Raw genomic sequence first — 22324 nt, forward strand, 5'->3', positions numbered from 1 at the left:
GCCAAGAATCCATCAAGGATCCGACAAGCCCCCTGCGGGACCGTGGTCATTACAGGGGGCCTGGGAAAAGGGCCTATACGAAAGGCGACAGAGATCATGCGGTTGTTCTGCTTTCATCACGCCGGCGGCGGCGCACTGGTTTTCAACGCCTGGGTCAAGGCGCTGCGGCCCGCTGTCGAGGTGATTCCCGTCGAGATTCCCAACCGCGAACGCTTTGCCACCATGCGCGACCTCGTCGACGCGGTGATCGAGCAACTCGGCCCGCTGCTCGACGAGCCGCACATGTTCTTCGGCCACAGCTTCGGCGCCATGCTCGCCTACCGGTTGGCCTGCGTGCGGGCCGCCGCCGGCGGGGAGCAGCCCCGGGCGATCTTCCTGTCCGCCTACGCCCCGCCGAACCGCCAGCTGCCGCTGCACGTCGTGGACCAGCTCGACAACAAGCAGCTCGCTGAATTCCTCGCCGAGATGGGGTTGATGCCCTCGGGTCTGACGCGCTGGCCGTCCCTGCACGAGCAGGCCCTGACTATCACCCGGCACGACCTGAAGCTGCTCAAGACGGCGGACCAGGACGGCGACGCACCCGAACTGTCCTGCCCGATCCACGTCTTCGGCGGCAGCGAGGACCCGATCGTCAAGGAAAACGACCTGCAGGAGTGGCGGTCGCGCACCAAGGCCGACTTCTCGGTGCAGATGCTGCGCGGCGGCCACTTCTACCTGCGCAACCGCCAGCCGTTGTTCGATTCGCTGCGTCCGCTGATGTCGACAGCCGCAGCCGCCTGAGCGGTTACCGCAGGCGTCGATCAGACTGGATCGATGCTGTCACTCACTCGATCCCTGGTAGCTGCTGTTGCGTTGACGCTGACCGGTGTGGCTGTCGGCGCACCGGCCGCGGCCGCCCCGGGTGGCTCCGACGAGCCGACCCCGGCCGGTCCGGTGTCCGGGGACACCGCCGGCGGCTGGATCCCGGACGGCCAGCGCCTGAGCCCCTTCGATCTGTCCGACCCCGCGGTCAACCGCCTCGACCCGGCGCTGCTCAACGCACTCGAGCGCGCCACCCGGGCTGCCGCTACCGACGGAGTCACCGTTGGCCTGACGTCGGGATGGCGCTCACCGGCGTTTCAGCAGCGCCTGTTCGACGACGCCGTCGTCACCTACGGCAGCGCCGCCGCCGCCAGTCAGTACGTTGCTTCGCCCCAGGTCTCCAAGCACGTGATCGGCAAAGCCGTCGATGTCGGTCCCGCGGCCGCCGACAGCTGGCTCATTCGCAACGGCGCCGCGTACGGCCTCTGTCAGATCTACGCCAACGAGATCTGGCACTTCGAACTGGCGTCCGACTACGGCGGTGCGTGTCCGCCGTTGCGGCCCAACGCCGCTGGGTGATTGCGAGCTCGTACAGCTGAGATGGCGGTCTCCGATCTGCCAAGAATCTATTGAGAATCCATCAAGACCGCGTGCTGAGGATGGGGTTAACGCAATCCCGCGTCCACCACCACCAGCACGGAGTCACCCATGTTCACTCGCCGCTTCACTGCGTCCCTTGCCGGCACCACCCTGACCGCCGGCGCGCTCGGGCTGGCTGCACTCGGCTTCGCAGGCACCGCCGGCGCCACCGCAGTCGACGACGCGTTCATCGCCCAGATCGAGGCTGACGGAATTCAGCCGCCGAGCGCCTCGCGCGCCATCAGCGAAGCACACACCGTGTGCAACGAACTCAACGCCGGAACCTCGACCAAGCAGGTCATCGCCAATGTTGCGCAACGAACCGGCCTGAGCAACAAAGGTGCGAACACGTTCGCCGTGGACGCCGCGAAGGCCTACTGCCCGCAGTACGTCAAGACCACCACCACGTAGATATCGAAGCTACAGTGCGGGGTCCCGTTGCGGGTCCCCGCATTTGCTTGCGGCGCTCAAGGTTTCACCCGGAACGCCGCTACCGGCATCTCCACGCTGCCCTGGCACGGACCGCTGGTGATGTCGGTGTGCCACACGCCACGCAGCGACCCGTCGGATTGCGGGGTGTAGTACGCCCACGACGTGGCCGGCGCCCACACCTTTGAAACCCCCTCTCCCATATAGCAATCCCACTGGAAGTCGAAGCGTTCCACCCACCTGGATCCATCCCAGGTGTAGTGCGAGGGCACTGAGATGGTCGGGTTGTTCGGGGTGGGACCGTTGTTCGCCGTTGCGACGCAGGTAACAGACGAACAGGCCGTGGCGAAGTCGTAGTCGGCACTGAAGGTACGCTCGGCCTGCCCGGCGGCCACGCTGGTGCCGGATTTCTCGGCGGCGTAGCGCACCAGGGAGTACTTGCCCGTCCACGACGGCGTTGCGGCCGACGTCGCCGGGGCGGCCACCAGCGCCACGGCGGCAAGCATTGCCCACACAGTTCCCGCACGCATCGTGCCGATGATGGCGTACGGAGGACGCAGCCGGGTATCGCGACGGACACGAAGTTTCGTCGACAGGCTCATCAGCCCCGCAGCAGAAACAGTCCATAGGCGGCGATCGACTGGGCGTCGACGATCACTCCCCCACGGATCATGTCCTCGACGTCCTGCCGAGCGAACCAGGCGCTGTGCATGTCCTGTTCTTCATGCTCGCGATCGGCCAGTCCCTCCGAGATCCCGGTCGCGAGAAAAACCCACCCGCGCTGGCTACTCATGCCCGGCGCGACATCGAGCTGACCCAAGGACTCGAAAGCAGATGCCGCCAAACCGGTTTCCTCACGCAACTCACGCGCGGCCAGGGTGGCCGGTTCGAGGTCGGCCAGATCCGGAGCGGTGCCCTGCGGGAATTCCCAGCGCCGCGCCCCGACCGGATACCGGTACTGCTCGACCAAGCGGAAACGCGTTCCGTCATAGGGCATTACGAGGGCATACGTCGGTTTGTCCACGACAGCGTAGATGCCGGGACTGCCGTCGGACCGGCGGATGTCGTCTTCGCGTAACACCATCCACTGATTGCGGTATATCTCGCGGGACGCGACGGACTCTATGTCTGGCACCCGCTCAGTATCGCCGCGCTGGCTCGATGCGCTGGCTACGGGGACTTCAGCTTCATGAACCAGCCCACCTAATTACGGCTGTTCAGCATTCTGCTGATGTTCGCCGGAGTGATCACCACCGCGGTGCTGGTCGCCTTCCTCGCCGAGCTGATGATCACCCGTCGCCTGCTGAGCTCCGCCGGGCCGCGCAAGGTCCGGTACCTGCGCAACCATGTCATCGTCGTCGGCCTCGGCTCGTTCGGTATTCGGGTGGCGCGAACTGTCCACCCCAGACCCGCGTCATCGCCATCGCCGGGCCGAGCGGACGAGTGAAGTTGCATCCGCGTCGCGACGCCCGATTGCAGGGCGGCGACACCGTCTACCTGGTGGCCCCCTACCGGGAGCTGCTGGCGACCTTGCGCAAGGGACAGGTCCTCGAGCCCGATCCCGGGTCCGTTCACTGAAGGCGGCCGCAGGCTGACACTCACAGCGCGGCGGCGACGTCGGCCGCGCGGCGGAGTTGCTCGATGTCCGAGCTGGTAGGGATCAGGTGCACTTCGTCGGTACCGACATCGGCGAACTTGCGCAGTACCGCGATCAACTCGTCCTCGGTTCCCGCCCAGCCGGTCGTCGGCGCCATAGCGTCGACGAATTCGGTGGGAATCCAGTTCATGTACCGCCGCAGGTGACTATGCACCTGCGCGCGGGCCTGATCGGGTTCGCCGAACGCGAACCAGAACGAGGTCGCCAGCTGCGGTGCGGGTTTGCCGGCCTCGGCCCAGGAGGTGCGCGCGACGTCGAACAGCTCGTTCTGCCGGGCGACGTCGAGGTCCAGCGTGGTCCCGGCCAGCCCGTCGGCCCAGGCTGCAGCGCTGCGGATGGTCTTGGGCCCGATGGTGCCGACCAGCAGCCGCGGGCCGCCGACCTGCACCGGCATCGGCCCGACCGGACGCTTGGAGTCGGTGGTCTTCTCCTCGGCCCACACCCGCTTCATCACCGCGACCCGATCGGCCATGCCGCGCATCGTCTGCGTCGCGGTATCCGCGCCGACCGCATGGTAATCCTCGTGCCGGCCGCCGACCCCGAGCCCGACCGTCAGGCGGCCGCCGCTGAGCAGGTCACCCGTTGCCAGCGCCTTGGCCAGCATGACCGGGTCGTGCAGCTGCGGCACGATCACAGTAGTCACCAGCCGCACCCGCTCGGTCCACGCCGACAGGGCTCCGAGCAGGGTCAGGCTGTCCGGGTTGTCGAACGCGATGCGCTCGCCCCAGCACAGCGAGGAGAACGGCCCCTGGTCGATCGCCTGCGCCCAGCGGGTGAGCACGCCCGCGTCGAGGTCGGGTTCCATCACCGGCATGGTCATCCCTATCTGCACTCCACGATTCTGGCAGCATGGGGTGGATGGCCTTCGCGAGCACGTCGATTGCGCATGTCCGGCTCACCGTCACCGACATCGAGCGGTCCCGGCAGTTCTACGAGAGCGTGTTCGGCTGGGCAGTGCTGATCGAGCTCCCCGAGAACGCCGACGTGGCGACCCGGCGCCGACTGGGGTTCCTGTTCGGCGGCGTCATCTATGACATGGGCGGTGCGTTGCTGGGGTTGCGGCCGGTAGGCGACGACCCGTTCGACGAGAACCGCACCGGCTTGGACCACGTGGCGTTCCGGGTCGGCAGTAAAGCCGAAATCGATGCGGCTGCTGAGCATTTGGATGAGCTGGACATCGCCCACGAGCCCGTTAAGGATATCGGGCCGTCCTACATTCTGGAGTTCCGCGACCCGGACAACATCGCGCTGGAACTCACCGCGCCGAAATAGGGTTCAGCGAGGCAGGAGTAGCTATGGCCATCAGTTTCAACCACACCATCGTCGCCGCCCGCGACAAGCGGAAGTCCGCGGAGTTTCTGACCGACTTGTTCGGCCTACCCGGTCCGTCGCCGTTTGGACCATTTATGGTCGTCACGCTTGAACATGGTGCATCGCTTGACTTCGCCGACGTGGCTGAGAACGATGACATCCGGCCGCAGCATTACGCATTCCTGGTTTCCGAAGAAGAGTTCGACACGATCTACGGCAAGATCACCTCGCGCGGTCTGGCGCACTGGGCGGATCCCGGCGCGCGACGACCCGGTGAGATCAACACTCGCGACGGCGGCCGCGGGGTCTATTTCAACGACCCGGCCGGGCACTCGCTGGAAATCCTCACCCGCCCTTACGGATCGGGCGGCTAACGCGCCGGGCCGTGCCGGTGGCTTTCCTGGTCGCGATAGTCGTTGGCCATCTGGGCGACATGCTCGGGCAGCGCTCCGGCGGCGACGTCGGCCAACGTCGTCTCCTCCAGCACCGAGCGCATGCTGGCCCGCAACGCGCGCCACACATCGGTGAGGGCGACGGTCGGGCCGGAGTAGGGCAGGTCGCCGAGCCCGATGTCGCGGACACTGGCCAGCGGTCCGTCGATGCAGCGCAACACATCGGCGATGCTGATCTCGGTGCCCGGACGGGCGAGTTCGTAGCCGCCGTCGCGACCCCGCTGGCTACGCACCAGGCGGTCGGTGCGCAGGTTGGTGAGGATGTCGACCAGAAACTGCGACGGGATGCCCTGGGCCTGGGCCAGATCGTCGGTCTTGACCAGGGTGCCGGGGGCAACCGTGGCGAGTTGGACCATCGCCCGCACGGCGTACTCCGCTTTGGCCGACATCCGCATGCTTGCCGATTGTGCCATCCGCCGCGGCGACGGGCTTTCTAGGCGCGCAGCTCGAGCAGGTCGATCACGCTCTGCGCCTGTTCTTCGAGGCTGCGATCGGCGTCGAGCCGTAGGTCGGGATTCTTCGGTCGCTGATACGGACTGTCGATGCCGGTGAAGTGCGTGATCTCCCCGGCCCGGGCCTTGGCGTACAACCCCTTGGGATCGCGCCGCTCGCATTCCTGCAACGGGGTGTCGCAGAAGACCTCGAAGAACTCAAATCCCGCGTCGACGTGTACCTTTCGCGCCATCTCCCGGTGTTCGGCCAGCGGACTGATGGCCGGTACCAGCACGATCTGGCCGGAATCGGCCAGCAGCGTCGCCACATGCGCCAGGCGACGCAGGTTTTCGGCCCGGTCGGCCATGCTGAAACCCAGATCGGCGTTCAGTCCGTGGCGCAGGTTGTCGCCGTCGAGAACGTAAGCGGGAACACCCTTTTCGAGCAGCTTCTGCTCCACCAGCATCGCCACCGAAGATTTGCCGGCGCCGGACAGCCCGGTGAGCCACACCGTGCGGCCCTGGATCGCGCGGTCCGCGGCGGTGACCAGTGACTTGTGCCGCACCGTGTTCGGGCTGGCCTTCTGCGCCGCCACATCCCGCAACACCATGCCGGCCGCTACGGTCCCGTTCGTATCGGGATCGATCAGGATGAAGGAACCCGTGCTGGCGTTGCGGGAGTATTCGTCGAGCAACAGCGGCACCTGGGTCCGCAGGGTGACGCGGCCGAGTTCGTTGAGTTTCAACGCTGTTGCCGTCTTGTCGCGGTGCAGCGTGTTGACGTCGAGCCGGTAGTCCAGCGCGGTGACCCGGGCGCGCGTGGTCCGGGTGGTGTGCTTGATGACGTAATCTCGGCCCGGTTCGAGTGCCGACCCGTCGGCCATCCAACACACGGTGGCGTCGAACTGCTGGGTGATCCTGGGTTGGTTGTTGGTGCGGGCAATCAGGTCCCCGCGGGAGATGTCGATGTCGTCGGCCAGGCTCACCGCGACAGCCATCGGCGGAAAGGCTTCTGCAACAGGACCATTGGGTCCGTCGATAGCGGTGACCCTGGTGGTCTTGCCGATGGGCAGCACCACCACTTCGTCACCGGGGCGCATCACCCCGCTGGCCACCGTGCCCGCGTAACTGCGGTGGTCCTGATGCTCGTGAGTGTGCGGACGAATCACGTACTGCACCGGGAACCGCACGTCGACCAGGTTGCGGTCGCCGGCGATGAACACCTCTTCCAGGTGGGACAGCAGCGCCGGTCCCTCGTACCAGGGGGTCTTCTCCGACTTGGTCACCACGTTGTCCCCGTGCAGCGCCGACATCGGTATGGTGGCGACGTCCTGCACGTCCAGGCGTGCAGCGAACGCATGGAACTCGTCGCGGATCGCCTCGAATTTCTCTTGGTCCCAACCGATCAGGTCCATCTTGTTCACGGCGAGCACGATGTGCTGAATGCCCAGCAGGGATGCCAGGAAGGCATGCCGGCGGGACTGCTCCAGCAGACCGTGACGCGCATCGACGAGCACGATCACCAGGTGCGCCGTTGACGCACCCGTCACCATATTGCGGGTGTACTGGATGTGCCCCGGGGTGTCGGCGATGATGAATTTGCGCTTGGGCGTAGCGAAATAGCGGTAAGCGACGTCGATGGTGATGCCCTGCTCGCGTTCGGCGCGTAGGCCGTCAGTGACCAGCGCAAGGTCGGTGTACTCGTGGCCGCGGTCCTTGGAGGTCTGCTCGACGGCCGCCCACTGGTCCTCCATGACGGCCTTGGAGTCATAGAGCAGGCGACCGATCAGGGTGGACTTGCCGTCATCGACAGAACCGGCGGTAGCCAGCCGTAGCAATGTCGAAGATCCAGCCATCAGAAGTACCCCTGCCGTTTGCGGTCTTCCATGCCCGCCTCCGAGATCCGGTCGTCGGCCCGGGTCGCGCCGCGCTCGGTGAGTCGCGACACCGCAGTTTCGGCGATCACTTCCGACACCGTGCGCGCCTCGGACTCCACGCAGCCGGTACAGGTGACATCGCCGACGGTGCGAAATCGTACCGAGGCCTCGAACACCTTTTCCTCGGCCCGCGGCTGCAGGTGCCGATGCACCGCCAGCAGCATGCCGTCGCGTTGAAAAACCTTGCGCCGATGGGCGAAATAGATCGACGGCAACTTGATCCGCTCGGCTCCGATGTAGGACCAGATGTCGAACTCGGTCCAGTTGGACAACGGGAACACCCGGATGTGCTCACCCTTGTGGTGGCGGCCGTTGTAGAGGTTCCACAGCTCAGGTCGTTGGCCTTTGGGGTCCCACTGGCCGAATTCGTCGCGGAAGCTGAACACCCGTTCCTTGGCGCGTGCCTTCTCCTCGTCGCGCCGGGCGCCGCCGAACGCGGCGTCGAATCGGTTCTCCCGGATGGCGCGCAACAGCGTCACCGTCTGCAGCGGATTCCGGGACGGGATGGTCTCGACCACGCGGCCGGCATCGATGTCGTCCTGGACCGAGGCCACTACCAGGCGCACCCCGTGTTCGGCGACCAGCTCATCACGGGTGGCAAGCACCTCGTCGAAATTGTGGCCGGTATCGACGTGCATGACCGGGAACGGCAACCGCCCGGGCCGAAACGCCTTCAGCGCCAGGTGCAGCATGACGATCGAGTCTTTGCCTCCGGAGAACAGCAGCACGGGACGCTCGAATTCGGCGGCGACTTCGCGGATGATGTGGATCGCCTCGGCCTCGAGCGAACGCAGGTGGCTCAGTTCGTACTGGCCCGCAGTGGGCCCGGCAACCAGATCGGTCGTCATAGTTGTTTCCCGGTTAAGTTGGTTGGATTGACCATATTTAAGGTATTAATTGACATGAAAGCAGTCGGAATTCATCGTGTCAACGGGTCGACCGGCACAAACAGCCGCACCGGCCGCCATTTCGGTAAGAAGTAGGGGCCGGTGCGGCTGTTAACTCGGCAGCTACAGGGTGACTTCTTCGAGCTTTCCGGTCGCCACGTCGAAGACGAACCCGCGCAGCGAGTTGTGCTTGGTGACGAACGGACTGTTCTCGATGCGGCGCAGCGATTGCCGCACATCCTCGGCCAGATCCCCGAAGGCCTCCGCCGCCCACGGCGGCTTCACCCCGGTTTCCTCCTGGATACTGCGCTTGAACTCGTCGTCGGTGAAGGTGAGCATCCCGCAGTCGGTGTGGTGGATCAGGATGATTTCCCGGGTGCCCAGCAGGCGCTGGCTGATCGCCAACGACCGGATGGCATCGTCGGTGGCCACCCCGCCGGCGTTCCGGATGACGTGCGACTCCCCCTCTTTGAGGCCGAGCACGCGGTACACATCCAGCCGCGCATCCATGCACGCCAACACGGCGACGTGTTTGCTCGGCGGTAGCGGCAGCGGACCTTTGAAGTCGCTTGCATAGTTGGCGTTGTTGGCCAGGTAGTCGTCGGTAACCGTCACGCACGTCTCCTCGAGTTTGCTACGCGGATCGCTGCCGGGCTGGATCCTAACAATCGAGCCGCGGGAACACACCCCTGCGGATCATCGGGATCGCAAACATCGAACGCCCCACCGGCGTTTCCCCGTCCTGCTCGCTACCCTGTCCCAATGCGGCACGGTGGTCGGGCATGACGCGGTTCCTGTTGCGTCGGTTGCTGAACTACATCGTGCTACTGGCGCTGGCGTCCTTCCTGACGTACTGCCTGGCCGCGGTGGTGTTCTCTCCGTTGGAGAGCCTGATGCAACGCAGCCCCCGGCCACCGCAGTCCGTCATCGATGCCAAGGCCCACGATCTGGGCCTGGACCGGCCCATCCCGATTCGCTATGCGAACTGGGTTTCGCACGCGGTGCAGGGCGATTTCGGGAAGACGATCACCGGCCAGCCGGTGGGCACCGAACTCGGGCGGCGGGTCGGCGTCACCCTGCGGTTGGTGGTGATCGGTTCGGTGGTGGGCACGCTGCTCGGCGTGACACTGGGGGCGTGGGGCGCGATCCGTCAGTACCGACTCAGCGACCGGGTCGTCACGGTGTTCGCCTTCCTCGTCATGAGCACGCCGTCGTTCGTCATCTCCTACCTCCTGATCATTGCGGCACTGCGGGTCAACTGGGCACTGGGATATCAGCTGTTCGACTACACCGGGGAGACCGCGCCGGGCATTGAGGGCGGGACCTGGGCCGCGGTCGGCGACCGGCTCAAACACCTGGTGCTGCCGACCTTCACCCTGGCGCTGATGGCAGCCGCGGGGTACAGCCGCTTTCAGCGCAACGCGATGCTCGACGTCCTGGGCCAGGACTTCATTCGCACGGCCCGAGCCAAGGGACTGACCCGTAGGCGCGCACTCGTCAAGCACGGCCTGCGCACGGCGCTGATACCGATGGCGACTCTGTTCGCGTACAGCGTGGCCGGGCTGGTCGGCGGGGCGGTTTTCGTCGAGAAGATCTTCGGTTGGCATGGCATGGGCGAATGGGTGCTCAGGGGGATCTCTACCCAGGACATCAACATCGTGGTCGCAATCACGTTGTTCTCCGGCACCGTGGTGTTGCTCGCGGGTCTGCTCTCCGACATTTTCTACGCTGCGCTGGACCCTAGGGTGCGGGTGTCGTGACGGCTGTCGAGATGGAGGCAGCCGAATTCACCTCGCGTCGCACCCTGGTGCTGCGACGGTTTCTGCGTAACCGATCCGCAGTGGCGGCGCTGGTGATCTTGGTGTTGCTGTTCGTCGGGTGCTTCGCGCTGCCCCCGTTGCTGCCGTATTCGTATCAGGACCTGGATTTCGATGCACTGATGCAACCGCCGAATTCGCGACACTGGCTGGGCACCAACGGGTTAGGGCAGGACCTGCTCGCGCAGACCTTGCGTGGCATGCAGAAGTCGATGCTGATCGGTGCCTGCGTGGCAGTGATCTCCACCGGGATCGCTGCGACCGTCGGCTCGATCGCCGGATATTTCGGCGGCCTGCGAGATCGCGCCCTGATGTGGGTGGTCGATCTGATGCTGGTCGTGCCCTCCATCCTGCTGATCGCTATCGCCTCGATGAAAACCAGGAACTCGGCCAACATCGCGTCGCTGATCGTGCTGTTGGCGCTGTTCGGCTGGATGGTCAGCTCCCGCATCGTGCGCGGTCTGACCAAGGGCTTGCGTGAGCTCGAATTCATCCGGGCCGCACGCTATATGGGCGTATCCAGTCGTCGCATCATCACCCGGCATGTGTTGCCCAATGTGGCGTCCATTCTGATCATCGACGCCACCATCAACGTGGGGTCGGCCATCATGGCCGAAACGGGATTGAGCTTTCTCGGCTTCGGGGTTCAGCCTCCGGATGTGTCGCTGGGCACGCTGATCGCCGACGGCACCCAGTCCGCGACCACGTTCCCGTGGGTGTTCCTGTTTCCGGCCGGGGCGCTGGTGCTGATTGTGTTGTGCACCAATCTGACTGGCGACGGGCTACGCGATGCGTTCGATCCCGGCGCCAAGACCTTGCGGCGTGGCGCCGCATGAGTCCGCTGCTGGAAGTGACCGACCTGGCAGTCTCCTTCCCCACCGACGGCGCACCGGTGACCGCGGTGCGAGGCATCAGTTATCGCGTCGACCCCGGTGAAGTGGTCGCGATGGTCGGCGAATCGGGCTCGGGCAAGTCCGCGGCGGCAATGGCGGTGATCGGCCTGCTTCCCGAGTATGCGACGGTAGGTGGATCAGTTCGACTGCACGGCACCGAACTGCTCGGACTCGACGACGCCGCGATGTCGCAGTTCCGCGGGAAGTCGATCGGCACGGTGTTCCAGGACCCGATGTCCGCGCTGACTCCGGTCTATACCGTCGGTACCCAGATCGCGGAGGCGATCCGGGTGCACCACCCGGACATCGGCAAGAAGGCTGCCCGGGTGCGCGCGGTGGAACTACTTGACCTGGTTGGGATTTCACAGCCCGAACAACGTGCCCGCGCCTTCCCGCACGAGCTCTCCGGCGGTGAACGACAACGCGTGGTCATCGCCATCGCGATCGCCAACGATCCCGACCTGCTGATCTGCGACGAGCCCACCACGGCGCTCGATGTGACCGTGCAGGCGCAGATCCTCGACGTGCTGAAGAAAGCCCGCGACGTCACCGGCGCCGGGGTGCTGATCATCACCCATGACCTCGGCGTGGTCGCCGAGTTCGCCGACCGGGCACTGGTGATGTACGCGGGTCGGGTCGCCGAAACAGCACCCGTGGCCGATCTGTACCGCGACCGCCAAATGCCGTACACGATAGGCCTGTTGGGTTCAGTGCCGCGCTTGGACGCCGCTCAGGGCACCCGCCTGGTCCCGATTCCCGGGGCACCCCCGTCGTTGATCGGGCTGGATCCGGGGTGCCCGTTCGCGCCGCGCTGTCCCCTCGCCATCGACGAATGCCTTGCGGCGGAACCGGAATTGATCGAAGTCGGCCCCGATCACCGCGCGGCCTGCATTCGCACCCACGAGGTCGTCGGACGTAGCGCCGCCGACATCTACGGCGTCGAGACGGCTCGGAGCTCAGGGGTTTCCGACGATTCAACTGTCGTGGTGCGGGTGCGTGACCTGGTCAAAACCTACCCCCTGACCAAGGGCGTGCTGCTGCGCCGCACCGTCGGCGAGGTCCGAGCGGTCGACGGTGTGAGCTTCGATCTGCCGCAGGGTCAGACACTGGGTATCGTCGGCGAATCCGGTTCGGGCAAGTCCACCACCTTGCACCAGATTCTGGAACTCGTTGCCCCACAGTCCGGTTCGATCGAAGTCTTCGGTTCGGACGTCGCCACCCTGAGTCCCGCCGGGCGACGGGAGCTGCGACGCGATATCCAGGTGGTCTTCCAGGATCCGGTGGCATCGCTGGATCCGCGACTGCCGGTCTCCGATTTGCTGGCAGAACCATTGCAGGCCAACGGGTTCGACCAGCGCGACACCAACGCCAAAGTGGCCGAATTGCTGGATCTGGTGGGACTGCGCCGAGCCGATGCCAGCCGCTATCCGGCTGAATTCTCCGGCGGGCAGAAACAGCGCATCGGCATCGCGCGGGCATTGGCGTTGCGGCCCAAGGTCCTTGCCCTCGACGAACCGGTCTCGGCACTCGACGTCTCGATCCAGGCTGGAATCCTCAACCTGCTGCTGGACCTCCAGGATCAGTTTGGAATGTCGTATTTGTTTGTCTCCCACGACCTTTCGGTGATCAAGCATCTTGCGCACCAGGTGGTCGTGATGTATCGCGGTGCGGTGGTCGAGCAGGGTGACAGCCGGGACGTATTCGGCGATCCGCAACACGAATACACGCGACGTCTGCTCGCCGCGGTACCGCAACCGGGAGCCGGACAGTGATTGGACGCAGAATGGCGGCTGTTTTGCTGGTCGGGGCACTGTTGGTGTCCGGATGTGCGGCCGGTGCCTCGACCACCGCCGAAAGAGGCGTTGCGGTCGGAGCGAGCAGCGAACTCAACCCGCAGGATCCCGCGACGCTGCGCGAGGGCGGCAACCTACGTCTGGGGCTCAGCGACCTGCCGGCCAACTTCAACGTGCTGCACATCGACGGCAACAGCGCCGAAACCGCAAACATGCTCAAGGCCACCCTGCCGAGCGCGTTCCGGATCGGCGCCGACGGTTCGACGACGGTCAATACGGACTACTTCACCAGCGTCGAACTGACCGGCACCAACCCGCAGGTGGTCACCTACACGATCAACCCCAAAGCGGTGTGGTCAGACGGCACACCGATCACCTGGCAGGACATCGCCAGTCAGATTCACGCCACCAGTGGAGCCGACAAAGCGTTCGAGATCGCCTCGACCGGTGGGGCCGAGCGTGTCGCCTCGGTGACCCGCGGGGTCAACGATCGCCAGGCGGTCATGACCTTTGCGAAGCCGTACGCCGAGTGGAAAGGCATGTTCGCCGGCAATGGCATGCTGCTGCCGGCCAGTGTGACCGCCACCCCGGAGGCGTTCAACACGGGATGGCTCGATGCGCCCGGCGCGTCCGCAGGCCCGTTCATCCTGTCCACATTGGACCGGGCCAAGCAGCGAATCACCTTGACCCGCAACCCCAAATGGTGGGGCAAGCGTCCGCGTCTGGACTCGATCACCTATTTGGTCCTGGACACTGCCGCGGCGCTGCCGGCGCTGCAGAACAATGCGATCGACGCGACCGGGGTCGGGACACTTGACCAACTGATCATTGCCGAGCACACCAAGGGGATAGCGATCCGGCGCGCGCCCGGACCGAGCTGGACCCACTTCACCATGAACGGCTCGAAGGGCTCGATGCTCCACGATCCCGGCGTACGTCTGGCCGTATGCAAGGGCATAGATCGGCAGACCATCGCCAAGGTGGCATTGAACGGGTTGACCGGTGCCCCGGTACCTCTGAACAACCATATTTTCGTGGCAGGGCAAGAGGGTTATCAAGACAACAGCATCCCTTACGATCCCGCACAGGCGAAGCGGGAACTCGACGCGCAGGGATGGTCGCTCAACGGCGAGTTCCGGGAAAAGGGCGGCCGCCAACTGGTGGTCCGGTTGTTGTACTACGACTCACCGAGCGCCAAGGTCTTCACCCAGGTCGCCCAGCACAGCCTCGCCGAGATCGGCGTGAAGTTGCAGCTTCAGGCGCGCTCCGGCAGCAGATTCTTCAGCGACTACGTCAACGTCGGGGACTTCGACATCGCCCTGTTCGGTTGGCAGGGCGATGCGTTCCCGTTGTCCGGGCTGACCCAGATTTACGCCTCCCACGGGGAAAGCAACTTCGGCAAGATCGGCAGTCCGCAGATCGACGACGTGATCGAGCAGACGCTGGCCGAACTCGATCCGGGAAAGGCGCGCGCACTGGCCAACGAAGTCGACCGGCTCATCTGGCAAGAAGGTTTCAGCCTGCCGCTGATTCAATCCGTCGGCACCATGGCGGCCCGCAGCGATCTGGCCAACTTCGGCGCTCGCGGGTTGGCCGACCTGGACTACACCGCGATCGGCTTCATGCGCTGACCGGCGCCGGGTGACTGGGCCGAAGGACCGCGACCAGAAAGTCGGAGTCGCCGTCCTGGAACGGGCGGAGATCCCACGTGGACAGCAGCAGTTCGGAGGCCAACCCGCCGGCTGCCGCGTCGTCGAAGAAATCGGTGAACTCATAGCCGCGACCGGCACCGAAGCCGACCACCAATCGGCCGTCGCCGGCCAGGTGGGCGCGCAGCCGGCGCAGCACCTGGGCGCGGGTGCTGGGGGCCAGGAACGCCATCACGTTGCCCGCCGACACGATCACGTCGAACGGCTCGGCGATGCCTTGCGCGGGCAGGTCGAGCTCGGCGAGGTCGCCGACGATCCAGCGCGGGCCGGGATGGTCTTGCTCAGCCGCTTCGATGAGCACCGGGTCGGCGTCGACACCGACGACGTGGTGGCCGAGCGTGGCCAGGTGACCACCCAACCGGCCGGGACCGCACCCGGCGTCGAGAATGTGGGCGGCCCGGGGCGCCATCGCATCCACCAGGCGCGCTTCGCCGTGCAGATCCTCGCCGGCGCGCGCCAGGGAGCGGAAACGTTCGACATACCAATGTGAATGCCCCGGATCGGCTGCGACCTTTTGCATCCACAGGCTCTGCTCGACCATGGATGCATTGTCGCAAGGGCGGTCTGCTCAGCCGCGAATGAGGTCCGCGGCCTTCTCCCCGATCAGCACCGACGGCGCGTGCGTATGGCCGCGGATCGTGCTGGGCATCACCGATGCGTCGGCGACACGCAGCCCTTCGACGCCGCGGACCCGCAGCTCGGGATCTACCACGCTGGACTCGTCGCGGCCCATTCGGCAGGTGCCCATCGGGTGGTACAGGGTGTGCGAGCACTGGTTCAGGGCCAGCGCGAAGGTGGCTTCGTCAAGCTCGGTGCAACTGCGCGGGCGCACCACAGCGCCGAGCACGTCGCGCAGCGACGGCGCCTGGGCGATCTCGGCGCACATCCGTAGCCCCGCCAGCATCGCGGCGCGGTCGGCGCCGGCGGGGTCGGTGAGGTAGCGGGGGTCGATGACAGGCTTGTCGTGCGGGTCGGCGGAGCGCAATGTGATCTGCCCCCGGCTCTGCGGGGCCACCAGGATGGGGCCGAACACCACCCCGTGCCCGGCCGCGGGTTGCAGCGCCTCGTCGTAGAAGGGCGCCGGTGCGAAGATCAGCTCCAGGTCGGGCAACTCGAGGTCGGACCGGCTGCGGACGAATCCGTAGGCCTCGCCGACGTTGGAGGTGAGCATGCCGCGCCGCCGCAGCAGGTAATTGATCAGCTGCTTGGGTTTTTCGGCGGCGAACAACGTGTCGTCGTTGACGTCGAAACCCATGGGTGCCACCAGATGGTCGATCAGGTTCTGGCCGACCTGCGGGGCGTGGTGGACGGTTTCGATGCCGTGCTCGGCGAGTTGGTCGCGGTCGCCGATGCCGGACAGCATGAGCAGTTGCGGACTGTTGACGGCACCGCCGCAAAGCAGCACCTCCTTACGGGCGTGCACCACGGAGGTGTGGTCACCGCGCTGGAACTCGACACCCACCGCCCGGGTGCCGTCGAAGACGATCCGCGTCGCCGTGGCTTCGGTGATGAGGGTGAGATTCTTGCGGCTCATCGCCGGCGTCAGGTAAGCGTCGGCGGTGCTGCACCGGGCGCCGCGGCGCTGCGTCACAACTGTTTCGCAGAAACCTTCCGGTGCAATGGAATTCGGCCGTGCGGCCGGGTATCCGCATTCACGGGCCGCGGCCAGCCAGGCTGCGGTCAGCGGGCGCGGGCTGCGTTGGCGGGAGATGTGCAACGGGCCGGTGACCCCGCTGTCGTCACCGCTGACGAAGTGCCAGGCCGCGGTGACATTCTCGATGCGGCGGTAGTACTCGAGGATTTCCGCAGCAGACCAGTGCGAGTCGGCCAACCTGGCCCACTCGTCGTAATCCGCTCCGAATCCGCGCACCCACATCATGGCGTTCATCGACGAACTACCGCCGAGCACTTTGCCTCGGGGCCAATAGATTTGGCGTCCGTCGAGCTCGGGCTGCGGCTCGGTGAGGTAGTCCCAGTCGACCTCGGTCCGGAACAGCTTGGAGAAGGCCGCCGGTATGCCGATGAACCTGTTGGTGTTGCCGGGGCCGGCTTCCAGCGCCGCCACCTCGGTGCCCGGATCGGCGCTGAGCCTGTCGATCAGGACGGCGCCGGCCGAGCCGGTGCCGATCACTACGTAGTCGCGCTGAATGTCCATCGCGTACCCCCGTTTTCGGCCCGTGGCGATCGCAAGCGCGGCGTGGGCCGGGCGCAGCGGGTCGCCACCATCAGCACAGGCGATCGCAAGCGCGGCGTGGGCCGGGCGCAGCGGGTCGCCACCATCAGCACAGGCGATCGCAAGCGCGGCGTGAGCCGGGCGCAGCGGGTCGCCACCATGTGCTGAGTTTATGCCTACCGGCCCGCAGCACTAAGCACTGAGATCGATGCGGTGCGCGCCCGTGACACCGCTGTACCTCGTGGGACTGCACGTCAACACGATGACCTGCCCATGGGTTCCCAGCGCGTCGAACACCTGACTCATCTTGGCCAGCCGATCCGGGTCGGTGAATCCCAGCGCGTCGTCGACGACGACAGGCACGGAATCCTCTTTGGCGACCAGGCCGGCGCCGGCCAGGCGCGCCAGAATGCCTAGTTGCTCCTTGGCCCCACCCGACAGCGACTCGTAAGGCACAGTGATGCCGTCCAGAGTGCGGTTCACGATGCATAGGTCGCTGTCGACGTCGACCTCGAAGGTCGGCCCAAAGACCGGGCGGCCAAGCCGTTGCAGTTCCTCGCGATACGGCTCGACATAACGCAGGCGGGTGTTGTCGCGATGGCGCGCCATTACCGAACGCAGCAATTGCGCAGCTCGGGCACGGTCACCGACCCGGGCATGCTGGCTGGTGGCATGCACGAGTTCGGTCTCCGCGGCGTCGAGCCGACCCTTCCGCCCCTCGCTGCGCAACACCGCAAGTTCGACGCTGATCTCTCTCAGCGCGGCAGCGGCGTCGGCGTGGCACTCCCCTAATAGTCGCGATGCCTCCGCTGCCTCGGCCAGTTCGGCGGCGATGGTCTCGGGCTCGTCGGCGGCCAGCGCCTGAGCGAGTTCACTCACGCGTAGCTCGGCGGCCCGCGCCGTGTGCCGGGCATCTTCGTATTCGGATGCGACGGCCTCGTCAATGGCAGACGCCCGCTCGCCCGCGAGCCGGGCGACAACTGCTTCGAGTTCGCCGCGTTGCGTCGCCGCGTCCTTCTGCAGAACCGTTGCCCGGGTGACTGTCTCGGCATATCGGCGGGTGGCAGCTACGGCGGCGCTGCGGCGGGCTTCACAGTCGACCTGTGCGGCCGCGCGGGCGGTCTCAGCCGCGTCGCGTTCGGCTCGGGCGGTGGCGGCATCTGTTTCGAACAGATCGGGTTCTGCCGGTTGACCGGCTTGCAGCTGCGCCAGCCTGGCTCGAAGACCTTCGGGCGACTCGTCGTCACACAATCCGGTCAGTGTCGCTGTCAACCGGTCGCGGTTGTTGTGCAATTCACGACGCCTCAGGTCGAGCGAGCGTGCCGCTGCCACGTCCGCGACTCCGACGACACGCAATGCGTCGGCTAATTCTTGTTGTGCTGCAACATGTTCAGCGTGAATGTCGAGTGCGGTCGCGCCCGGAGTGATACGCGCCGCCAACACGCCCGGGACGGTGACATCGGTGGGACCGGTAGCCGTGATCGACCAACTCTGACCCGACGACAGCGTGACCCGTTGGCCGGCAACATCGAACTCGATGTCGGACAGAGCAGTGAACTGCACCGCCGACGAGAGCAACTCCAACCGCCCGCCGATGCGATCGACGGCCGCCGCCGCGGTTTCAATGCGGCGCAGCAACTCCTCGGTCAGCAGGATTGCCGACAACTCGTCGCTGATGCCCTCGATGGCGCGCTGGGCGTCGTCGATCTTGGCAAGCCGCGCGCGTAACCGGTCGGCTTCTTCACGGTCGGCGATGCGATCAAGATCGCGCTGCGCGGATTCAGCACGGTGCTGCGCCGCCGCCAGTGCCTGAACTGCATTCTCGGCGGCGGCCTCATGCGCCGCAGCCGTGGTGGCCGCCGCCGCCTGCTCAGCAGCGGCTTCCTGCGACTCAGCGTCGATGCCGGCGATAGCCTTTGTGCGACTGTCTATCTCGGCGACCAGCGCCAGCCGCCCGTTGTGAGCGTCACGGGCACGTGCGCTGGTGGCCACCGCGGCAGCGGCGACCAGCTTGGCTTCCTTCACCTGTTCGGTGAGCGCGGCGACGCGTCGGGCAGCAGCCTCCGCTGCAGCCAAACGGGGGGCAGCGGCAGCGCATTCCTGCGACAAACTGGAAACCTGCCGGGTCAGGTCGGCGTGACGCCGCACCCGATCATCGACCTCAGCCATGGCCTTCACGCACTCGTCCATGCTGTCGCGCGCGGCTGCCAGCCGAGACATCGCGGCGGCCCACTCACCGGTCGGCCGGCCGGTGGGGGTGAAGTATCGCGCGTACTCGGCATCGATGCGCTCGACAAGCAGCGGTTCGGTGCCGGACACCATCGCGTTGTCACCGGCAGCAACATCCAGCGCCCGCGCCAGCGCATCGCATCCCGACAGTTTCACCGCTGCCGTGGATGCCGCTTGCAGAACTCTTTGGGCACGCCACAACTCGGTATCGACCGTCTCGGCAAGCATCTTCCGGACGCGGTCGTGCGCTTCATCGCCGGTCAGTTGTTCGCGGCGCGGCGCCAACACCGTCAGCTCCGTCTCGGGCCGTTTGTGGAATCGTTTCCGATAGACGAAACGATAAGGGCCACTGGTGATTTCCGCGGTTATCTCCGATCCGACGTCCGCGTTCGTCGGCTTGACCTGTTTGACGTCCTTCTTGGTCGAACGGTCCTTGGAATCCAACAACAGGTCCAACGCCTCGATCATCGACGACTTGCCGATTTCGTTGGCGCCGTGGACGATCACCACGCCCTGGTCAGGAAATTCGATCTCCCGATGCGAGACACCGCGATAGTTCGTCATGACAAGTCGATGCAACTTCATGCCGCACCCCGATCAGCCAGGCGCAATAGGAGCGCCAGCGCGGCCTGAGCGTCGCCGGCGGTCGCCGAGTCTCCCGAACGGGCGGTCGCGACCAGTTCGTCGACCGCGGCGGCAGCAAACCCTCCGATACCCAGATCGGCAAATTCGCCGTCAGCGGGGACGACCGCTAGGTCAGTGTGACGCTCCCAGGGTTGCAGCCACGCGAACAAACGTGAGTATCGGTCCAGGCAGAGGTCGAGATTCGCGCGGTCAGTGACGGTCAACGAACCGGTGAGCGCCACGCGCACCACGGTGCGCTCCTTATCGGTCATCAGGTCCAGATTCATGTCCAGATCAGCGATGTCACGGCTGTTGTCGACCTGGTTGTGCAACGTGATGAATCGCCACCGGCCGACGCGGCGGGCCTCGACGTTGACAGGGCGTCGCGTGTCGTCTTCATCAATGTCAACGACCAGCACATGACCCGGGTCGGACTCGACGTCGTCGTAATTGGTGACTTCCGGTGACCCCGAGTACCAGACTCGACCGCTGTCTCCGACCTTAGTGAGCGAATGCTTATCGCCAAGGGCGACATAGTGAATCATGCCGTCGGACACTGCTTGCTCGACGTTGGCGAGTCGAATGAGAGCCGCCTTTTCGCGGTCGGGATCGAGCACGTCCACACCGCCGTGCGCGACCAGCACGCGGGTGACATCGCCCGGGGACAGTCCGCCGAGTACCTCAGCGACCAGATCGGTAGTCGGTACTTTCGACCGCCACGGCGCCGCCACGATTTCAAGACCCGGCCGTACTTGGTGAATGCCGGCCCGGTCGAGCACCACTACGTTGTCTGGGCACTCGGCGGTGAACAATGCGCCGGTGTAGACAGACGAAGCATCCAATGGGTCGTGGTTTCCCGGCAGCAGAAAAACCGGAATTCCGATGGCGCGCATCGCTTCCAAGGACTGGCCGATGACTTGCGGAGCGAGCTGATTGTGCTCGAAGACGTCACCCGCTACGACGACGAACTCCGCGCCCACTTCGGCAGCAAGGGCGCCGAGGCCCGCCACCGCGTCGCGGCGCGCCGCCGAGTAGCGCGGTTGGGCGTCGCCGGCAAGGAAGTGCCGGGTCATGCCCAACTGCCAGTCGGCGGTGTGCAGGAAACGCATGTAGGGAACCCCCTTCCGTAAGTGTGATTTTCAAGGCACCGCGAGTGTATGGCCGGGGACCGACAAGTCCGGGGACGCAGATCGGCAGTTCTATTCAAAACCCCACAACGACTCGCAGCGCCGAGCCCGTTGACCTCAGTTATCCACAGTCGAGCGCCTATCCACAGATCCGTCCGCGGCACGGGATCATGTCAGCCCGAAGGCATAGAATTCGAACATGCTTTCGAGTACGCGGGATGAGATCGTGGCGGTCTTCGACGCGCTCGATGCTGGCTTGGATCGGTTGTGCGGGTTGTCGTTTGAGGTGTTGACCACCCCGGAGCGGTTGCGGGCCTTGCAGCGACTGGAACAGATGGCGCGCCGGTTACGGGTCCCGCAGCACCCGTTGATCAATCAGCTCGCCGCCCAGGCCGACAAAACCGAGTTGGGGGGCACGTTGTGTGAGGCGCTGGCCACCCGGTTGGGCATCACCAAACCCTGCGCCGGGCGCCGCATCGGTGAAGCCGCGGATCTGGGTCCGCGTCGGGCGTTGACCGGGCAACCGTTGGAGCCGGTGCTGAACGCGACCGCAGCCGGCCAGCGCGCCGGGCGCATCGGCGACGGGCAGATCGCGGTGATCCGCGACTTCTTCAAACATCTGCCCGCGGCGGTCGATGTGTTGACCCGCGAGGCCGCCGAAGCCGACCTGGCCGACAAAGCCACCTGGCAACGCCCCGATGAGCTCACCGGCTACGCCCGCCAAATCATGAACTGCCTGCATCCTGACGGGGACTTCTCCGATGAGGAACGCACCCGATCGCGCGGGATCACCCTGGGTGCCCAGCAGCGTGACGGCATGTCCACGATCAGCGGGCTGATCACCCCCGAGCTGCGGGCGGCGATCGAGGCACTGTGGGCCAAACTGGCCGCCCCGGGCATGGCCAACCCCGCCGACGACGCCCCGGTCATCGACGGTGAACCCGACTCCGAGGTCGCCGGTGGGGATCGGCGCAGCACCGCCCAGCGTCAGCACGACGCGACGCTGGCCGCCCTGCGCGCGTTGTTCGCCTCCGGCGACCTGGGCACCCACCGCGGGCTGCCGGTCACCATCATCGTCACCACCACCCTGCAAGACCTCGAAGCTGGTAGCGGCACCGGGCGCACCAGCGGCGGCACAGTACTGCCGATCACCGATGTCATCCGCATGGCCAGCCACGCACACCACTACCTGGCCCTATTCGACAGAGCCAAACCCCTAGCGCTGTACCACACCCAACGCCTGGCCAACCCCGCCCAACGCATCATGCTGCACGCCAAAGACCGCGGCTGCACCAAACCCGGCTGTAGCGCCCCCGCCTACCACAGCGAAGTCCACCACGTCACCGCCTGGACCAAAACCCGACGCACCGACATCACCGACCTCACCCTGGCCTGCGGCACCCACAACCGCCTCG

General features: G+C 65.8%; 22 protein-coding genes and 1 pseudogene. 12 read left to right on the plus strand and 11 right to left on the minus strand.

Annotation, left to right across the window (positions count from 1 at the left end; translation table 11 throughout):
• Positions 1 to 96: 96 nt before the first annotated feature.
• From AC5Y6Y_RS11415 to AC5Y6Y_RS11425, 3 genes are all read left to right on the plus strand, one after another.
• Positions 97 to 780, plus strand: a complete 684-nt coding sequence (locus AC5Y6Y_RS11415) for a thioesterase II family protein (RefSeq protein WP_463826648.1) — start codon at positions 97 to 99, stop codon at positions 778 to 780.
• A gap of 33 nt (positions 781 to 813) precedes the next feature.
• Complete coding sequence (locus AC5Y6Y_RS11420; RefSeq protein WP_463826649.1) at positions 814 to 1380, plus strand: M15 family metallopeptidase; 567 nt, start codon at positions 814 to 816, stop codon at positions 1378 to 1380.
• A 129-nt stretch (positions 1381 to 1509) separates the two neighbouring features.
• Complete coding sequence (locus AC5Y6Y_RS11425) at positions 1510 to 1851, plus strand: DUF732 domain-containing protein (RefSeq protein WP_463826650.1); 342 nt, start codon at positions 1510 to 1512, stop codon at positions 1849 to 1851.
• Between the two features lie 56 nt (positions 1852 to 1907).
• On the opposite strand, the gene AC5Y6Y_RS11430 is transcribed toward AC5Y6Y_RS11425, so the two are convergent.
• Both AC5Y6Y_RS11430 and AC5Y6Y_RS11435 read right to left on the minus strand, forming a co-directional pair.
• A complete protein-coding gene (locus AC5Y6Y_RS11430; protein WP_499930071.1) occupies positions 1908 to 2399 on the minus strand; it encodes an Rv2253 family sensor-like surface protein in 492 nt (163 codons plus the stop codon).
• Positions 2400 to 2470: 71 nt separating this feature from the next.
• Positions 2471 to 3004, minus strand: a complete 534-nt coding sequence (locus tag AC5Y6Y_RS11435) for an NUDIX domain-containing protein (protein ID WP_499930072.1) — start codon at positions 3002 to 3004, stop codon at positions 2471 to 2473.
• Positions 3005 to 3100: 96 nt separating this feature from the next.
• Between AC5Y6Y_RS11435 and AC5Y6Y_RS11440 the strand changes: the two genes are divergently transcribed.
• On the plus strand, positions 3101 to 3316 hold the full coding sequence (locus AC5Y6Y_RS11440; protein ID WP_499930090.1) for a hypothetical protein: 216 nt from the start codon (positions 3101 to 3103) through the stop codon (positions 3314 to 3316).
• Positions 3313 to 3447 (plus strand): hypothetical protein, encoded by a 135-nt coding sequence (locus AC5Y6Y_RS11445; RefSeq protein WP_499930091.1) that lies wholly within the window; start codon positions 3313 to 3315, stop codon positions 3445 to 3447. Before AC5Y6Y_RS11440 ends, AC5Y6Y_RS11445 begins: the two co-directional genes overlap by 4 nt.
• A 20-nt stretch (positions 3448 to 3467) precedes the next feature.
• Here the strand turns inward: AC5Y6Y_RS11445 and AC5Y6Y_RS11450 are convergent, their stop codons facing one another.
• Positions 3468 to 4346 (minus strand): LLM class flavin-dependent oxidoreductase, encoded by an 879-nt coding sequence (locus AC5Y6Y_RS11450; protein ID WP_499930087.1) that lies wholly within the window; start codon positions 4344 to 4346, stop codon positions 3468 to 3470.
• 38 nt (positions 4347 to 4384) lie between these two features.
• On the opposite strand from AC5Y6Y_RS11450, the gene AC5Y6Y_RS11455 reads away from it, so the two are divergent.
• On the plus strand, positions 4385 to 4798 hold the full coding sequence (locus tag AC5Y6Y_RS11455; RefSeq protein ID WP_499926592.1) for a VOC family protein: 414 nt from the start codon (positions 4385 to 4387) through the stop codon (positions 4796 to 4798).
• Positions 4799 to 4821: 23 nt separating this feature from the next.
• Entirely contained in the window at positions 4822 to 5211 is a 390-nt protein-coding gene (locus AC5Y6Y_RS11460; protein WP_499930073.1) for a VOC family protein, read from the plus strand.
• On the opposite strand, the gene AC5Y6Y_RS11465 is transcribed toward AC5Y6Y_RS11460, so the two are convergent.
• The 4 genes and pseudogenes from AC5Y6Y_RS11465 to AC5Y6Y_RS11480 form a co-directional block, all read right to left on the minus strand.
• Entirely contained in the window at positions 5208 to 5684 is a 477-nt protein-coding gene (locus AC5Y6Y_RS11465; RefSeq protein ID WP_463826654.1) for an Rrf2 family transcriptional regulator, read from the minus strand. The two genes, AC5Y6Y_RS11460 and AC5Y6Y_RS11465, sit on opposite strands and share 4 nt — an antisense overlap.
• 38 nt (positions 5685 to 5722) lie before the next feature.
• Positions 5723 to 7576: an adenylyl-sulfate kinase gene (gene cysC / locus AC5Y6Y_RS11470; protein ID WP_463826655.1), complete on the minus strand. Its 1854-nt coding sequence runs from the start codon at positions 7574 to 7576 to the stop codon at positions 5723 to 5725.
• A pseudogene (cysD, locus tag AC5Y6Y_RS11475) lies at positions 7576 to 8561 on the minus strand (sulfate adenylyltransferase subunit CysD). The gene cysC and the pseudogene cysD overlap by 1 nt, the downstream one beginning before the upstream one ends.
• Before the next feature lie 106 nt (positions 8562 to 8667).
• The gene (locus AC5Y6Y_RS11480) at positions 8668 to 9159 is read right to left on the minus strand and encodes a beta-class carbonic anhydrase (protein ID WP_463826656.1); all 492 of its coding nucleotides are present in this window, start codon (positions 9157 to 9159) and stop codon (positions 8668 to 8670) included.
• A gap of 167 nt (positions 9160 to 9326) precedes the next feature.
• Between AC5Y6Y_RS11480 and AC5Y6Y_RS11485 the strand changes: the two genes are divergently transcribed.
• From AC5Y6Y_RS11485 to AC5Y6Y_RS11500, 4 genes are read left to right on the plus strand one after another with little or no spacing between them, the layout of a single operon-like run.
• Positions 9327 to 10304, plus strand: a complete 978-nt coding sequence (locus AC5Y6Y_RS11485) for an ABC transporter permease (protein ID WP_463826657.1) — start codon at positions 9327 to 9329, stop codon at positions 10302 to 10304.
• A gap of 11 nt (positions 10305 to 10315) precedes the next feature.
• On the plus strand, positions 10316 to 11197 hold the full coding sequence (locus AC5Y6Y_RS11490) for an ABC transporter permease (RefSeq protein ID WP_463826807.1): 882 nt from the start codon (positions 10316 to 10318) through the stop codon (positions 11195 to 11197).
• Positions 11194 to 13026, plus strand: coding sequence for a dipeptide ABC transporter ATP-binding protein (locus tag AC5Y6Y_RS11495; protein WP_499930074.1), 1833 nt, complete (start codon positions 11194 to 11196; stop codon positions 13024 to 13026). Before AC5Y6Y_RS11490 ends, AC5Y6Y_RS11495 begins: the two co-directional genes overlap by 4 nt.
• Positions 13027 to 13037: 11 nt before the next feature.
• Complete coding sequence (locus AC5Y6Y_RS11500) at positions 13038 to 14678, plus strand: ABC transporter family substrate-binding protein (RefSeq protein ID WP_499930075.1); 1641 nt, start codon at positions 13038 to 13040, stop codon at positions 14676 to 14678.
• Here AC5Y6Y_RS11500 and AC5Y6Y_RS11505 read toward each other — a convergent pair.
• The 4 genes from AC5Y6Y_RS11505 to AC5Y6Y_RS11520 form a co-directional block, all read right to left on the minus strand.
• On the minus strand, positions 14668 to 15297 hold the full coding sequence (locus AC5Y6Y_RS11505; protein ID WP_463826659.1) for a class I SAM-dependent methyltransferase: 630 nt from the start codon (positions 15295 to 15297) through the stop codon (positions 14668 to 14670). The genes AC5Y6Y_RS11500 and AC5Y6Y_RS11505 overlap by 11 nt on opposite strands.
• A 27-nt stretch (positions 15298 to 15324) precedes the next feature.
• Positions 15325 to 16911, minus strand: a complete 1587-nt coding sequence (locus AC5Y6Y_RS11510) for a GMC family oxidoreductase (RefSeq protein ID WP_499930076.1) — start codon at positions 16909 to 16911, stop codon at positions 15325 to 15327.
• 210 nt (positions 16912 to 17121) lie between these two features.
• Positions 17122 to 19743 (minus strand): AAA family ATPase, encoded by a 2622-nt coding sequence (locus tag AC5Y6Y_RS11515; RefSeq protein WP_499930077.1) that lies wholly within the window; start codon positions 19741 to 19743, stop codon positions 17122 to 17124.
• Positions 19740 to 20891: a metallophosphoesterase family protein gene (locus tag AC5Y6Y_RS11520; RefSeq protein ID WP_463826661.1), complete on the minus strand. Its 1152-nt coding sequence runs from the start codon at positions 20889 to 20891 to the stop codon at positions 19740 to 19742. The genes AC5Y6Y_RS11515 and AC5Y6Y_RS11520 overlap by 4 nt, the downstream gene beginning before the upstream one ends.
• A gap of 217 nt (positions 20892 to 21108) precedes the next feature.
• On the opposite strand from AC5Y6Y_RS11520, the gene AC5Y6Y_RS11525 reads away from it, so the two are divergent.
• Positions 21109 to 22324: HNH endonuclease signature motif containing protein (locus AC5Y6Y_RS11525; protein WP_499930078.1), on the plus strand; the 1216-nt coding region annotated here is incomplete at its 3' end.

Source organism: Mycobacterium sp. NGS24 (assembly GCF_059813065.1).